Below are 15,454 nucleotides of genomic sequence, written 5' to 3'. Positions count from 1 at the left end.
ATTATCGAACACCTTTGGAAGTATTTTTGAGTTACGTAAGTATTGATGATTTGTCTAACTTAATTTGACAATTAAGATAATGAAATTGATTTTCCGCTGGTGTTTGTAACGCCATTAATTTTTGTTGATTATCCGCACCTTGTTGACGGGAATCGGTGTATAAACCAATGATGGGGATTCCTTTGGCATAGGCAACGCCGATCTCAGAAGCGACACCGGCATCAATGGTCAAGCCATCCAGCAGGGCAATCATCAAGTCACTTTTAAGGACTTCCTCAGTGTCGGCCAGTGCAATCATTTTACTGTCGGCATAAGCAGATTTATCGTTAATCCCGGCATTTTCTTGGGGCAAGTAAATGCTTAACGCTGACGAAAGTTCACGAATCCTTTTCACTAAATGTTGATTATAAAGTAAATCACTTTGCGCAAATAAAGGCGCTGCAAAATAAATATGTTTAGAAGTAGTCACTAAAATAAGCCTCCATATCTGGAATTGTCGTTTCTAATAATTCAATCGCTTTTTTGTCAGCCTCTAACCGTTCGATGCGGGCAAGATAGGCCGCTCGGCGGTAATTCATTAGCAGACAAGTTAATGTTTGGATATTCATACTGATCCGTTTGCCGGTTGGCTGATCAGAAATACGTAATTTACCAGTTTCATCCCAGCTAAGGGCGAAAATCCCGTTGTTCCATTCTGCGATGGGATCTTCAATCACAAAATAGAAGGGATCCACTGGTTTTTCAAAGGGGTATTCTAAGAGAAACTGTTTCACGTCAACGATTCGTGCCATAAAGAAGGGTTCGATGGTTTCAGTAATCTCGCTGTCATCAAGTAAGAAAGAAAGAGGTTCATTTTTGAAAATATCGCCTTTGACCCAATAGATCATTGAAAAATGGGCGCTGATAAAATTCCATAACCCATTGCGTGCCTCTTGATTCAAATAAAACATTTCTTTAATATGGAAAACCTCATCTGAGATCCAATAAAAAAGAACACCGGTGGGCTTGTGGTTCGCGTCATAATAAATCGCCGCAGTCCGTTCTTCTTCATTTTCGAAGCGCCAATACTCTTCCCAATTCAACTCTTTGCGAATCATGGCGCCGTGATTATTCAAGGCGAACTCGTGATAGACTTGATAGACATCAGGATCATCCACTTCTCTGCGTTCTACGATGCCTGGCAGTTCCACTTGCTTTGGCAGCTGGGTATCCTTAATCTTAAAACTGAGTTTGTCAGACATGATTTCCCAGCCTTTGCGGCGATAGTAGGGTATATTGTAAGGATACAAATAGGAAATCCATTGGTGGTCTTCTCGCATTTGCACTAAGGCCTTTTTGATCAAATCTTTCATTAAGCCATGATTGGCATACTCAGGATAAGTGCCGACGCCCGTCACGCCCCCCATTTGAAAAAGCTTGCCGTGAATATTTACTTCGCAAGGGTAGATGGCAATCTGAGAAATCAGTTTTTCATCATGAAACCAGCCGAAAACTTTTGACTGTTCTAAGACCGGTTTCTTTGCCCGGACCATTTCTCGTTTGTTTTCATAGCCGCTATTCTCAATGTCGCTTTCGGTAACTTGAAACACGTAACTCAATAATTCATCATATTGCGCTAAGTGTTCTTCACCGACCGGTTGTAAGATTAGCTGCTGCTTAAAGTCACTATCCATTTTTTCAACTCCTAAACATTAATCTGAAATTTTTCCTGTAACTCTATGATATTCAATATAAACAAGGCAGAAAAAATTCTTCTCATTCCCAGTATAGCAAAAGGCCTTTAATAATTCTCTTATAGACGTTGGGAAAAAGGGGAAAAGACTTTTTTTCTATTGAAAACGTTGGTATAATTGACAGTGCTGATTAAAAGAAATGAGGAACTTTCATGAATATAGAAGAAATGCAGAAACGCCAGAAGATGATCCGGAATTTTTCCATCATCGCTCATATTGACCACGGAAAGTCGACATTGGCTGACCGGATCTTAGAACAAACGAATACTGTTAGTTCCCGTGAAATGCAAGAGCAATTACTAGACTCTATGGACCTTGAACGTGAACGTGGCATTACGATCAAGCTGAACGCGGTAGAATTACACTATACGGCCAATGATGGCCAAACATATATTTTTCATTTGATCGACACGCCAGGGCACGTCGATTTCACCTATGAAGTGTCACGAAGCTTAGCGGCCTGTGAAGGGGCAGTCTTAGTTGTCGATGCAGCACAAGGAATTGAAGCACAAACTTTGGCAAACGTTTATTTAGCCTTAGACAATGATCTTGAAATTTTACCTGTAATCAATAAAATCGATTTACCAGCGGCTGATCCAGAGCGGGTTCGAAAAGAAATTGAAGACGTCATCGGGATTGACGCGGAAGATGCAGTGCTTGCCAGTGCCAAAACGGGCATTGGTATCAGTGAGATTTTAGAACAGATTGTAACCAATGTGCCTGCGCCAACGGGTGATTTGGAAGCACCATTAAAAGCTCTGATTTTCGACTCGATTTACGACAGTTATCGCGGTGTCGTGCTAAATGTACGAATTACTGATGGGATCGTTCGTCCAGGAGATAAGATCCAATTAATGAGTAATGGTAAAACCTTCGATGTAACCGAAGTCGGCGTCTTTTCACCAAAAGCGGTCCAACGAGATTATTTGATGGTCGGTGACGTTGGTTATATCACTGCCAGCATCAAATCAGTTCAGGACACCCGAGTAGGGGATACCGTGACACTTGCGAATAACCCTGCAGAAGAATCTCTAGCAGGCTATCGTAAAATGAACCCAATGGTCTTTTGTGGGCTGTATCCGATCGATACGTCTCGTTATAACGACTTGCGAGAAGCATTGGAAAAATTACAATTAAACGATGCTGCATTACAGTTTGAACCAGAAACGTCTCAAGCTTTAGGCTTCGGATTCCGTTGCGGATTCCTAGGTTTGTTGCATATGGATGTGGTTCAAGAACGTTTGGAACGGGAATTTAATTTGGAATTGATCACGACAGCGCCATCGGTTATCTATCATGTTAATTTGACCGACGGTACGCAAATTGTTGTAGACAATCCTTCCGACTTTCCTGATCCATCTAAAATTCAAAATGTTGAGGAGCCTTACGTTAAAGCCAATATCATGGTGCCAAACGAATATGTTGGTGCAGTGATGGAATTGTCTCAACGTAAGCGCGGAGAGTTCATTACAATGGATTATCTAGATGATTATCGCGTGAACGTGGTGTATCATATCCCGTTATCTGAGATCGTTTTTGATTTCTTCGATAAACTGAAATCAAGTACTAAGGGGTATGCATCACTAGATTACGAACTAGCTGATTATCGTGAAAGCCGCCTCGTTAAAATGGATATCTTATTGAATGCGGAAAAAGTCGATGCCCTAAGCTTCATCGTTCACCGTGAGTTCGCACAAGAACGCGGTCGCTTAATCGTCGATAAATTGAGAAAACTAATTCCCCGCCAACAATTCGAAGTCCCAATCCAAGCAACCATCGGTACAAAAATTGTTGCCCGGACTGACATCAAAGCTTTGCGCAAGAATGTATTGGCTAAATGTTATGGAGGAGATGTTTCTCGTAAACGTAAATTATTAGAGAAACAAAAAGAAGGTAAAAAACGGATGAAGCAAATCGGTTCAGTAGAAGTACCGCAAGAAGCCTTCATGGCAGTGTTGAAAATGGACGAGGACGAGCCTAAGAAGAAATAAGGGCTTGTTTGAAAACATATCGCTAAATTGAACTATATTTCATAGATTTGCCTACCATATGCCAACGTTAGTTGGAATTGGTAGGCATTTTTTATTTTTTGAATCGGTAACTCGTTGTAAGTTTTTGAAATGAACAAGTAACTCATCTTTCAGATAGATAACTTTCATAAAAAGTATTCCCCATGCTGGAATCGAACCGGCGTCGCCAGTAGGGGAGAGGATAGTTAATTTCTTGGTGCCCGATATCCAGCTTGTTCTGCTTCTGAAACTGTTTTAAACCAAGCTTCAGGGTTGGTTGTTTTATTGTAATATCTGCTACCTGGAATATGATAAATTTTATTACTAGATCCTTTAATTAATCCGTTTCCGTTAGCGTCAACATATTCTGGCCCATTTGCTACAGCTGGTGGATTTGGTTGTTCATTTGCTGCACTTTGAGCCGCTTCAGCTTGCTTTTGAGCTTCAATTTGTTTCTGTTCTTGAGCTGCTTGTTGAGCTCTAATTTCAGCATTTCTTTTTTCTTTTTCTTTCTGTTGCGCAACTTGTTGGGCTTCAATTTCAGCATTTCTTTTTTCTTCTTCTTTTTGCTGAGCTGCTTGCTGAGCTCTAATTTCAGCTTTTTTCTTTTCTTCTTCTTTTCGCTGAATTGCCAGAAGCTCATTTTTAGTTTGACTTGTTCCGTCTGAATAATTTAAAGTGACATCCTCTTGTACATTGAAAATATAGATATTAAACTTTATATCGTCAGATTTAATTGATTGGGCCATTAAATGTACACCACGAGCAAGTAATTCTTCTCCTCGGAATACAGGTGTTACCGAGTAGCGGACGTAATTATCTTTACTTTTTTCAAGATAATTTTTTATATCCAATTCATGACGAAGCATTTCTGGATTGTTTAACTGTGCTGTTCCTGTGATAAGATTTTTCCAGTTGTCGTTTTCTCCAGAAAGGGCATATCCAATCAAGTGAGATCGATTATAAAGATAACCTTTGCCAATTTTTTTATTATGCCACCCTGTAGGTGTAACATTAGCGATATCCCCACGTTTTGCTTTAGGCATTATTGATTGATTTAACATAGTTTCAGCAGAAGTTGCGCGATTGAGATTATCTAGATCTCCATATTTTTCCCAGGCTTTGTTGGCTAAAGATAAATCATCTTTAGAAAAAATTGGATTATTATCATTTATTTCTATTGTTTGAGTGCCGCTGTATTCCAAATTTACAAGATTGGTATTATCTTGTTTTACTCGATCATTAAAAGAAAGAAGCGCTTGTTTTTGCTTGTTCTTTTCATCAATTGATTTTTTGTTATCTTTCTTTTTTTCAGAAGATCTTGATGAAGATTTTATTGTACTTTGTTGAGTACTGCTAATAGTTGTTTCTACTGTCTGATGTTCTGATGGCTCAGTTAGCATACCGCCTGCAATAAAAACAATAAACGTACCAAGCATAATTAGAAGCTCAGGTTTTTTAGGATATTTCTTAAAAAACGCTCTAATTAATCTTATTACACCAAAAATAAATCCAAAAAAGCCTACAATCATTAATAAAGTTGCCATCTTTTTTCCTCCAACAAACAATTATTCTTTTGCTTAATAGCTGATAGTATCTTTTACTAGAAAACATCATTTCATAGTCTTCAGTTAGTAGTTCATCATAATCTACAAATTATTTTCGCATGCAGAAAATAGTACAGTGTAATAATAATAGTGATAAAACCCAAGCAACTTTTTCAAATATTTCACTTCTTTCAAAAAATAATTTATTTACAATTATTTTAACATTAGAAGAGAAGATTTAAGCTGATAATTTTTCAAATCTACTCTTATCCTAAAGTACAGTAAAAATCTATTGGCTAGATCTTTCATATTAAAAACATTTTGAACGACCTAAGCACATATTTTTACTCTTTGATTTCAAGATGTTACCGTTGGATTAGAAAGCGTTCTCTAAACAAACCGAGTCCGACGGAAAGTTAGCTAAAAACAGGAGTGACAGATATGAAAAAAATAGTAATATTGTTCATCGGATTATTCCTCCTCAGCGGTTGTGCCGCACCTATTTCAGAAGATGAAGAAGCCATCAGAGAGTCAGGAAAGGACAGCTTTATGACTGAAGAAGGTCCGACTAATCAATCTATTGAAACTGTGGCGGAGAATTTAGCTGTTCCGTGGTCGATTCAACGTGATGATGACGTGTTTTATCTAAGTGAACGCGGCGGAACAGTAGCCAAGATAACCGATGGTGACGTAGAGCGACAGTCTATGTCTTTAGAAAAAGAACTATCTTCTGTTTCAGAAGCGGGATTATTAGGCTTTGTCTTAATGCCTGATTTTTCAGATTCTCAAACAGCCATCGCTTATTATACCTATGAAGATAATAACGATATCTTGAATCGAATTGTTGAGTTGAACCTAATAAATGATGATTGGCAGGAGAAGCGGGTGTTATTAGATGAGATACCCAGCGGAACGCACCATCATGGAGGGCGTTTAGCAATCGGACCAGACGATATGCTCTATGTTACTACGGGTGATGCTTCTGAGCCTGAGATTGCACAAGATAGGAATTCGTTAGGCGGTAAAATACTAAGAATGAATTTAGACGGAACGATCCCCAAAGATAATCCAATTGAAGATTCCTATGTTTATAGTTACGGCCATCGGAATGCACAAGGTCTTGCATGGGATGAAGCTGGGAAAATGTATTCTAGTGAACATGGAGCTAGTCGCAACGATGAAATTAATGTCATTGAGGCGGGGAAAAATTATGGTTGGCCAACAATCGAAGGAAATGAAATGCAAACGGGAATGGAAGCACCACTAGTTACTTCTGGAAGCAACACTACTTGGGCACCGTCTGGCATGGACTATCGAGATGAAACGTTATATGTAGCAGCATTAAGAGGGAACGCAGTCTTAGAATTTGATTTAGAATCCAATACAATGAGTGAGCTGCTAACAGAATATGGTCGTATTCGAGATATCTATATAGAGGATGAAATGATGTATTTTGTAACCAATAATCGTGATGGTAGGGGAAGCCCTCAACAAAATGATGATAAATTATATCGCCTACAACTGGATTAAATAAAATAACTTGTGATTTGTACCAACCCTCAAAGGTTAGGCCAAAAAGCTAATCTTTGAGGACCGGTACAAAGAGCAGACGTTTCTTCGTCTAAAATGGGCGATGAGGATGAACCAAATAAAATATAAATGCTGGTTTAAAAAAATATATTTTTATAATGAATGGCCTATCTGTTAGAACCATAAGGTGCATTTGGCGGGCTATTTTTATTTTGTTAGTCTGTTCTTACTTTAAATTCTCGCTCCCAAAAAGAGATTTTTTCAGTCAAATCATTTGACTATTTCTAGTCCCATATTTAAACTTAAATCAATCGCACGAGATTAATTTAAGGAGAACAATATGGAGAATGATTTTTCACTAACGCTAGCTAATCAGATATGTTTTGCTGTATATGATACGAATCGCTTGTTTATCAAGTTCTATCAAAAAGCGTTAAAACCTTTCAATTTAACATACCCTCAATATATTGTATTGTTGGCTTTATGGGAAAATGACCATCAAACGTTAAAACAATTGTCTGAGCGACTTTCATTAGGTAGTAATACACTAACACCATTGCTAAAACGATTGGAACAGGAAGCTTGGATCATTAGAGAACAGCCTGAAGCAGACAAACGACAATTACTTGTACACTTGTCTGATAAGTCTCAAAAAAGCAAAACTGATGTGCAAAATGCGGTGCTAGAGTGTGTGGGAAAGCGAATGGTAACAGATTTAAATGAATATAATGAGGCTTTAGAAGTTATCCAAAAAATGAACAAAGAACTTAAAAGACTTATAGAAAATTAGTACCTTGAAAAAGGTACTTGTTTTCACAATAATTAATCGCGTGCGACTGATAAGAGGAAGGGAGTATTATTCATGGAGAAATTTGATGTTTTATTTATCGGGAGTGGTCAAGCGGCTTGGAATGCGGCTTTACCTTTAGCGATGCAAGGAAAGAAAGTTGGAATCATTGAGGAAGGAACTGTAGCTGGTGTTTGCACTAATTTTGGCTGTGATGCTAAAGGTTTACTGGATGGTCCAGTTAAATTATTAGCTGAAATTGAACAATTTGACGAAATCGGATTAGAGACTACTGACGCAAGGATTAACTGGGAACACTTAATGGCTCATAAACATGCAGTAATCGATCCATTGAGTGGACAGATGCAGGCAATGCTTGAACATTCGGGTATCAAATTTATTTTTGGTCATGGTGAATTTCGAGATAGTAAGACAATTGTTGTTGAAAAAAAAGAGTATACTGCAACGAAAATAGTTATTGCTAGCGGGCAACGTCCTGCTCGTTTAAATGTTCCTGGTAAAGAACTGATGCACGATAGTACAGACTTTTTAGATTTGCCACAAATGCCGGAATCAATTGCATTCATTGGCGCGGGTTATGTCTCAATGGAACTGGCCTCAATTGCAAATGCTGCCGGAGCTGATGTTTCAATCATTGAATTTGCTCCAAGAGCATTAAATGGATTTGATGCGGAGTATGCCAATAAATTAGTAGAAAAAATGCAATCAAGTGGCGTAACCTTTTATTTCGGAGAAGGGCTTAGCAAAGTTGAAAAAACGGGAACACAATATACCGTAACAACAAACAAAGGAACTGAATTCACAACTAATTATGTGTTAGATGCGACTGGACGAATTCCAAACGTGGAAAATCTAGGTTTGGATAAAGCCGGTATTGACTATGATCGTGGTGGGATATCCGTAAACGATCATCTTCAAACTTCCGTTGAAAATATCTATGCCAGTGGTGATATTATTAGTAAAAAGCAACCAAAATTGACACCTGTTGCAGCTTTTGAAGCTCGCTATTTGACACAACTGTTTTTGGGAGTAACAGATGAAGCAATTAATTATCCAGTAGTTGCTACGGCAGCGTTTACGCTGCCACGGATCGCGCAAGTAGGTGTAACAACAGACTACGCTATGGAACATCCTGCAGAGTATCAAATTAAGACAATTGACTTAGCAAATTCATGGGATTACAAAGCAATGAATGAAAAAGATGCCTCAATGAAACTCATTTTTGACAAAGCGGGAAAATTAGCTGGAGCCGTTAACTACAGTAATGAAGCTCCCGAAGTGATTAATGGTTTGACAACGATTATTGAACAAGGTTTAACCATTCAAGAGTTGCAACGGACTTTGTTTGCTTTTCCAACATTGGACTATAATTTGAGTTTCTATTTAGCTCAAGGCTTACGTAGCTAACATATAACAATTGATAGTACGAATGAAAAGAAGAAATACCCGAGACACTTAGGGAATTTCTTCTTTTTTATTATCCAAAAGTTGAAAAGAAAAACGATTTCTGATGAGTAAATGGTAGTTTTCATTGTCTTGTGAGTGGACAGTTCAATGGAATCAAAAACACAACCAAACATGTTTGCCTTTATCTGAGGATTCAGCACGGTCCTTAGTAAAATTGATTACGTAAATTGAGTTTTCTAGTGAGTGTTACCGTCGACACGGCAAAGTCCTTGAATATCTGATAGGAAGGATGTTGTTTTTGAAATGAACTTAGTAGGAAAGCAGCTAAAATGATAGAAAATGGTTAGAATCATAAAAGATTTTGAGACATGAATGTTGAATAGCTGTTAGAATAGCATGACCAAAGACAACAGCGATTTGTCACTTTTAATGGTTCAAATAAGGTTGAAGCAATAGGGTGAGCAAAGTATTTGCAAAATAAAAAATTATTTTCTATTATTGACAAGTCAATAGTTGACGAGTCAATAATAGAGGAAGAGGTTGCCATGAGTCTACAAGAAATCAGTCATTTAATGTATCTGGTAAAGTTAATCGATCAAAAGATCAGTTCAACGTTTGAAGCGAAAATTGGCTTTAGCTTGACTCGTTATGAGCTTCTAATGACGATTGCCAAATTAGAGCCTTGTTTGCAAACGCAATTACAAGAACAGATGCAAATTGATCAGGCTGCAATTACCCGGCATCTTAAGATTCTTGAGGAAAAGAATTACGTAACACGAAAACGCAATGAGTCAAATCAGCGAGAGATTTTTGTTCGCTTGACTGATCGGGCCCATGAAGAAATGGCTGCTTGTGAAGAGGAGCATCAGTCATTGCGAGAAGTTATGTATCCTTTTTTGACGGAAACAGAGATGGAACAGCTTGCGATATTACTGACAAAACTAAACGATAATTTATAATTGGAAAGAAGAATGAAAAATGTCCGTTAATTTGAATAAACAGGAACAAAGCTTGGTTAACAATAATTTTGCAGATATTATGTTAAATCGTCGTTCGGTTCGTATGTACGATAAAAATGTTAAGATCACCCACCAAGAGATGTTAGATATTTTAAGAGAGACTGTTACAGCTCCATCAGCTGTAAATTTACAACCATGGCGTTTTGTCGTTGTTGAAAGTGACGAAGGAAAGAACAAATTGAAACCTTTGATTCGTTTTAACCAACAGCAAAATGAAACTTCTGCAGCGATGGTCTTATTCTTTGGTGATTTACGTCCCCAAGAATACGCAAATAAAATATATGATCAAGCAGTTGCGGAAGGAAAAATGCCCCAAGAAGTTCATGATCAACAATTAAGCTCAATCATCCCTTACTATGACGCATTAACAAAAGAAGAAATGACTAACGTGGTTAAAATTGATACTAGTATTGCAGCGATGCAATTCATGAATGTTGCCCGGGCACATGGATATGATACGAATCCTATGACTGGATTTGAAGCAGATCAATTAGCAGAAGCATTTGACCTAGATCCAGAACGTTTCGTTCCGGTTATGATGATTTCAATCGGGAAAGCAGAAGTAGCTGGTTATGAATCCGTGCGTTTAGATCCTGAAAATATTACTACATTTGCTTAAAAGCTGGGGGAAATAAAATGATTATTGTAAACGCAAAGTTTCAAGTAAAACCAGAAAAAAGAGATGAATTTCTATCCGACATAAAAAAATTGATTACGTATACTAAAGCGGAGTTAGGGAATTTAGCGTATGATTTGTATCAGGAAACGGAAGATGAAAATTCATTTATGATGGTCGAAAATTGGGAAGATGAATCTTCAGCACAAGCTCACAGTCAAAGTCTTCCGTTCCTCGAATTTTCGGAAAAGGTTGCTAGCTACTCTGCTCGTAAACCTGAATTAAAAGTTGCGAGAATGAATTGATTTATAGTTAAATGATGCGTTCTGTTGAGGTTTGATTAGTTATGAAGACTCAGATGAATTAGAATACTATCGAAAAATTTATCGAATGAATTAATTTAGATGAATCTTTAAAACACGGAATTTTAGTGAAATACTTCAATTATCTCATGCGTAGTACTCAAAAGATTAGCACCCTTTTTTAAATGCTTTAGATAAGTAGGGGTAGCTATATCCTAAAATGGCTCAAAAATTACTGAAAGAACGTACTAGATTCGACACCTAATTTTTGATTTGATTATCACCGCACATTTGATATATATAAAACTACTTAGTATAGTCTTTCGTTAAACCATTTTTCTCGAAAAAAATATTTAATTCTAGAATATCTAATGTATCTTTGATTAGCTGAGTGTAGGACATCTTGAATCCCTTTAATGAATTGAGCAAATTAATTCTTAAGGATTTCAGGGTGTCTTTTCTATTGTTTTGGAAAATAAAAGGATGTCGGTGGATTTCCACCAACATCCTTTGACAGGGAGCACTTATTTCCAGAAACCAACCAATTCAACAAAGGTAACGCCCGTAACTTCTCGTCCCATAAAAGTCCCTTTAACAACTGCGGCACCTTCATACTTATCTCCAGCCAGTTTAGCGACAATTTCTTGCTCTTTCATCTCAACATTTATTTCAAGTCGAGAATCTAAACCGGGAAATTCAAGTACAAATCTTGTTGGATAACGAGAACCGGTTTCTTTACTTTCCCAAACATCGTACATCTGAACTGGATTCATGACAGCTAACATGACTGATCCATCTGGCAGAGCAAAAGTATTCGTCAGCGTAAGAGTTTTCGTTGGATGATGCATAATCTGACCAATGGCTAATGATTCACCGCTATCTAGTTGAATATTCATCCATAACCAGTTCATTGTATCTTTTTGGGTAGGGTCAATTACAGCAGCAAGACTGGCACCATATTGTCGATCCAACCATGTAATTCCAGAAGTTATAGGATAATCAGTACCGTCCATAACAATGGTTCCCTCAGTCTTCATACGTGGAACACCATAACTATACTGTTCTACACCTAATAAATCCCATTTTCCCGTTGCTCCGGAAATAACAGGTTGTTGCACTAGATGAGCTTTCATACGAATACTAGCATTCTCCATATCAACATGAACTGTTATATCATTTAAGTTACCTTCGAAAAGTAAACGATCTGTTTCGATTTTAAATTTACTATCACTAATTTTAATGGCTTCAAATGGGTACGAATATTCATAATTATCATTCCAGCCAGTGGTAAGATTAGTAATAGAAACATTTAAAGAAGCAACTTTTTCGCCATTTGGCATAGCCATTAAAAGAAAATGAACTTGAACTGCAATTGATTGATCATTACTTGTTAAATTCGAAACAGTAAACCATGATTCGTTTGGCCACAAATCTTTGTGCCAAACTAATTCTTTCGCAGGATCCAATGCTAACCAACGTTCTATTTGATACTTTTCATAATTCATATCTAATTTTCCTTCTGATGTCATAACAGGTTTCCTCCTCAAATAAAAAAAGTGTAACAAATGTACCTGTTTGTTCATTTGTTACACAGACTTTATCATAAAGGAATCAGTAAAACCAGATACAAAAGATTTGATAATGTAACAGTTTAGAATAAATATTTTTTATTATCGAACAGTTACTCTAATAGTTATTCTGGTTGTACGCTACTTTCTGTTACTACAGCGATTTTCTCCGTGAGAGAAACCATTATTTCTGCCATATCCGATGGAGAATATTCTTTAGGATCTTTCGTCCACTCAAGTAAGACTAGTAATAAACCTCCTTCAAGAAAATTCTGTTCAAATTTAGTTATTTCTTGGGAATAGTCCGAATATTCTAAAATACGCCTAAAATATTTGCTAAATGATAATATGATTAATGAGTTTAAATTGCTATCGACTAATAAATTTGCAATTTTTGCATCTTTTCCCCAGTATTCAAAACACCAACACAATGCCTTCTTAATATCCATTTTTGGCTCTTTTGATAACTCTTCAAAATACTTTTCAAATTCTCTATCCATGTAAGAAGTGATCACTTCTTCCTTGGATTCAAAATGTCGATAAAAAGTTAGACGAGCAACACCTGCTTTTTTTACGATATCAACAATTTTAATTTTCTCAAACGGAGACGTCTCCATTAGATCAAAAAGAGCTTGTGTAATCCATTCTACACTACGTTCGGATTGTTTATTTTTCATAGTGTCCCCCTTGATTCGTTTTTTCATGGTTCTTGTTACTTTATAGTATACATCCAAATGATCCATATAATTAAAATCACCTATTTCAAACTAGATCCTCCGAATTGTATCATTTATTTAGCAACATTGAAGGAGTTTATAATCGTAATCGAATCTATAGTTCGATTCATTACTTAACGCCACAGGGGTTTGAAGAATTAGAAACAGCGAAAATGTCTTTACTAAAATGTCCCCAAGTTATTGACTCAAATTCCGGAATGAAATGTGATTAAATTTATATAGAACAAATGATAGAATTTTATTGTATTATTAGGTTGATAAATAATCTATTTACTTCTATCATAAAATTTAATTATTCCTTTATCAACACGATGAAGACAGGCTTAAGTAAAAGTAACACTGATTACATATCAGTTCGTAATAGAAAGGGTACATCTATGGAACACATAAAGGAATTATTAGTAGAAAAATTTGGGTATACGCAGTTTCGCAGTGGTCAAGAGGAGATCATCCGAAGAGTTCTGCAAAAAGAAAACGTCTTAGGTATCATGCCAACGGGCGGGGGGAAATCGATTTGCTATCAGCTACCAGCGTTAGTCTTGGAAGGCTTGACATTAGTGGTTTCACCTTTGATTTCTTTGATGAAGGATCAAGTTGATAGCTTAAATGAAGTGGGGATTCCAGCGGCGTTTATTAATAGTACGTTATCGACTCTAGAAATGAATGACCGAGTCAGACAGGCGGCTCGCGGGGAGATCAAATTATTATATGTAGCACCAGAACGTTTAGAATCCGCTGACTTTCGCGAATTGCTAAGATATGTTCCGATTGAGCTGTTAGCTGTGGATGAGGCTCATTGTATTTCTCAATGGGGACATGACTTTCGGCCTAGTTATTTAAAGTTGGCAGAAACGATTGAAAATTTTAATCAACAACCGACCATCATTGCTTTAACTGCTACGGCAACGTCGCAAGTGGCTGAGGATATTTCCAACCTTTTACATATTCCGAAAGAAAATGAAGTCAAAACAGGTTTTGCTAGAGAAAATTTGGCATTCCAAGTAGTGAAAGAACAAAAGGACGTCTATTTACTAGAATATTTGAAACTGAATCAAGGACAATCAGGGATTATTTATGCTTCAACCCGGAAAGAAGTTGATCGCTTATTCCATTTATTGAAGCATCATCAGTTGGCGGTAGGTAAATATCACGGCGGCTTAAGTAGCGAAGAGCGCTTGCAAAACCAAGAAGATTTTCTATTTGATCGGATCGAAGTCATGATTGCCACGAACGCTTTTGGAATGGGGATCAATAAAAGCAATGTCCGGTTTGTGATTCATGCTCAAATTCCTGGTAATTTGGAATCGTATTATCAAGAAGCAGGTCGCGCAGGGCGGGATGGGCTACCAAGTGAAGCAGTCTTACTGTATGCACCGCAGGATCTTCAAATCCAGCATTTTTTCATTGAACAATCGCAATCAGAAGCGACTTATCAGCAAAATGAATATGGTAAATTGCGGGAGATGAATCAATATGCTCATACTCAGATGTGTTTGCAACGCTATATTTTAAACTATTTCGGCGAGGATCAGCCGGATTGCGGCAGATGCAGCAATTGCTTAGATGAGCGGGAGCAAGTCAATATCACGACCGATACGCAAAAAGTCTTATCTTGCGTCAAGCGCATGGGCGAAAAATTTGGTAAAGGGCTGATTGCCAAAGTCTTGACGGGCTCCAATGATCAAAAAATAAAACAATGGCATTTTGAACAGCTACCGACATATGGTCTAATGAAGGATCAGTCACAAAAGGATGTTGCCAACTTGATTGATTATTTGACAGCAGAACATTTTCTAGTTCCTTCAGAAGGGCAATATCCATTGCTCTCAGTTTCTGAGCAAGGTGTCCGAGTGCTGTTAGGTAAGCAAGAAGTCTTTCGTAAACAAGCACCAGTGAGACAATTAGTGGCGGATGATGCCTTATTTGAACAGCTCCGAAACTTACGCTCACAATTGGCACAGGAAAAGAATCTGCCACCGTATGTGATTTTTTCAGATAAGACATTGACCGAGCTGGCGGAAAAACAACCACAAACCTCACTGGAATTTTTACAAATCAAAGGTGTTGGAAAAAGCAAGTTAGACAATTATGGTGATCAATTCTTGGCACTGTTAAAAAATGAAGCATAGTTAACGCAGCTCGTCTTTCTCCTAATTGAGGAAAGACGAGCTGCGTTAT

General features: G+C 37.4%; 13 protein-coding genes. 8 read left to right on the top strand and 5 right to left on the bottom strand.

Annotation, left to right across the window (positions count from 1 at the left end; genetic code table 11):
• Nucleotides 1-31: 31 nt before the first annotated feature.
• Both FFM67_RS07180 and FFM67_RS07175 read right to left on the bottom strand, forming a co-directional pair.
• Entirely contained in the window at nucleotides 32-469 is a 438-nt protein-coding gene (locus FFM67_RS07180) for a nucleoside 2-deoxyribosyltransferase (RefSeq protein ID WP_137613895.1), read from the bottom strand.
• The gene (locus FFM67_RS07175) at nucleotides 456-1,673 is read right to left on the bottom strand and encodes a GNAT family N-acetyltransferase (RefSeq protein WP_137613894.1); all 1,218 of its coding nucleotides are present in this window, start codon (nucleotides 1,671-1,673) and stop codon (nucleotides 456-458) included. The genes FFM67_RS07180 and FFM67_RS07175 overlap by 14 nt, the downstream gene beginning before the upstream one ends.
• 212 nt (nucleotides 1,674-1,885) lie before the next feature.
• Between FFM67_RS07175 and lepA the strand changes: the two genes are divergently transcribed.
• Complete coding sequence (gene lepA, locus FFM67_RS07170; protein ID WP_137613893.1) at nucleotides 1,886-3,724, top strand: translation elongation factor 4; 1,839 nt, start codon at nucleotides 1,886-1,888, stop codon at nucleotides 3,722-3,724.
• A gap of 224 nt (nucleotides 3,725-3,948) precedes the next feature.
• On the opposite strand, the gene FFM67_RS07165 is transcribed toward lepA, so the two are convergent.
• The gene (locus FFM67_RS07165) at nucleotides 3,949-5,289 is read right to left on the bottom strand and encodes a DNA/RNA non-specific endonuclease (protein WP_137613892.1); all 1,341 of its coding nucleotides are present in this window, start codon (nucleotides 5,287-5,289) and stop codon (nucleotides 3,949-3,951) included.
• 441 nt (nucleotides 5,290-5,730) lie between these two features.
• On the opposite strand from FFM67_RS07165, the gene FFM67_RS07160 reads away from it, so the two are divergent.
• The 6 genes from FFM67_RS07160 (at nucleotide 5,731) to FFM67_RS07135 (ending at nucleotide 10,974) form a co-directional block, all read left to right on the top strand.
• Complete coding sequence (locus FFM67_RS07160) at nucleotides 5,731-6,819, top strand: PQQ-dependent sugar dehydrogenase (RefSeq protein ID WP_137613891.1); 1,089 nt, start codon at nucleotides 5,731-5,733, stop codon at nucleotides 6,817-6,819.
• Between the two features lie 340 nt (nucleotides 6,820-7,159).
• A complete protein-coding gene (locus FFM67_RS07155) occupies nucleotides 7,160-7,609 on the top strand; it encodes a MarR family winged helix-turn-helix transcriptional regulator (RefSeq protein WP_137613890.1) in 450 nt (149 codons plus the stop codon).
• Between the two features lie 72 nt (nucleotides 7,610-7,681).
• On the top strand, nucleotides 7,682-9,034 hold the full coding sequence (locus tag FFM67_RS07150) for a dihydrolipoyl dehydrogenase family protein (protein WP_137613889.1): 1,353 nt from the start codon (nucleotides 7,682-7,684) through the stop codon (nucleotides 9,032-9,034).
• A 545-nt stretch (nucleotides 9,035-9,579) separates the two neighbouring features.
• Nucleotides 9,580-9,993: a MarR family winged helix-turn-helix transcriptional regulator gene (locus FFM67_RS07145; RefSeq protein ID WP_137613888.1), complete on the top strand. Its 414-nt coding sequence runs from the start codon at nucleotides 9,580-9,582 to the stop codon at nucleotides 9,991-9,993.
• A gap of 19 nt (nucleotides 9,994-10,012) precedes the next feature.
• The gene (locus tag FFM67_RS07140; RefSeq protein WP_137613887.1) at nucleotides 10,013-10,672 is read left to right on the top strand and encodes a nitroreductase family protein; all 660 of its coding nucleotides are present in this window, start codon (nucleotides 10,013-10,015) and stop codon (nucleotides 10,670-10,672) included.
• A 17-nt stretch (nucleotides 10,673-10,689) separates the two neighbouring features.
• Nucleotides 10,690-10,974, top strand: coding sequence for a putative quinol monooxygenase (locus FFM67_RS07135; protein ID WP_137613886.1), 285 nt, complete (start codon nucleotides 10,690-10,692; stop codon nucleotides 10,972-10,974).
• Nucleotides 10,975-11,495: 521 nt separating this feature from the next.
• Here the strand turns inward: FFM67_RS07135 and FFM67_RS07130 are convergent.
• Nucleotides 11,496-12,500 (bottom strand): lipocalin-like domain-containing protein, encoded by a 1,005-nt coding sequence (locus tag FFM67_RS07130; protein ID WP_170178004.1) that lies wholly within the window; start codon nucleotides 12,498-12,500, stop codon nucleotides 11,496-11,498.
• A gap of 164 nt (nucleotides 12,501-12,664) precedes the next feature.
• Nucleotides 12,665-13,216 carry a TetR/AcrR family transcriptional regulator gene (locus FFM67_RS07125; protein ID WP_170178003.1) on the bottom strand — a complete coding sequence of 184 codons (552 nt, stop codon included), beginning with the start codon at nucleotides 13,214-13,216 and terminating at the stop codon, nucleotides 12,665-12,667.
• Between the two features lie 437 nt (nucleotides 13,217-13,653).
• On the opposite strand from FFM67_RS07125, the gene recQ reads away from it, so the two are divergent.
• A complete protein-coding gene (recQ, locus tag FFM67_RS07120; protein ID WP_137613883.1) occupies nucleotides 13,654-15,405 on the top strand; it encodes a DNA helicase RecQ in 1,752 nt (583 codons plus the stop codon).
• Nucleotides 15,406-15,454: the final 49 nt, after the last annotated feature.

The organism is Enterococcus viikkiensis, assembly GCF_005405345.1.
In the GTDB taxonomy this organism is placed as follows: domain Bacteria; phylum Bacillota; class Bacilli; order Lactobacillales; family Enterococcaceae; genus Enterococcus_A; species Enterococcus_A viikkiensis.
This window is presented reverse-complemented; position numbering and strand designations above follow the sequence as displayed.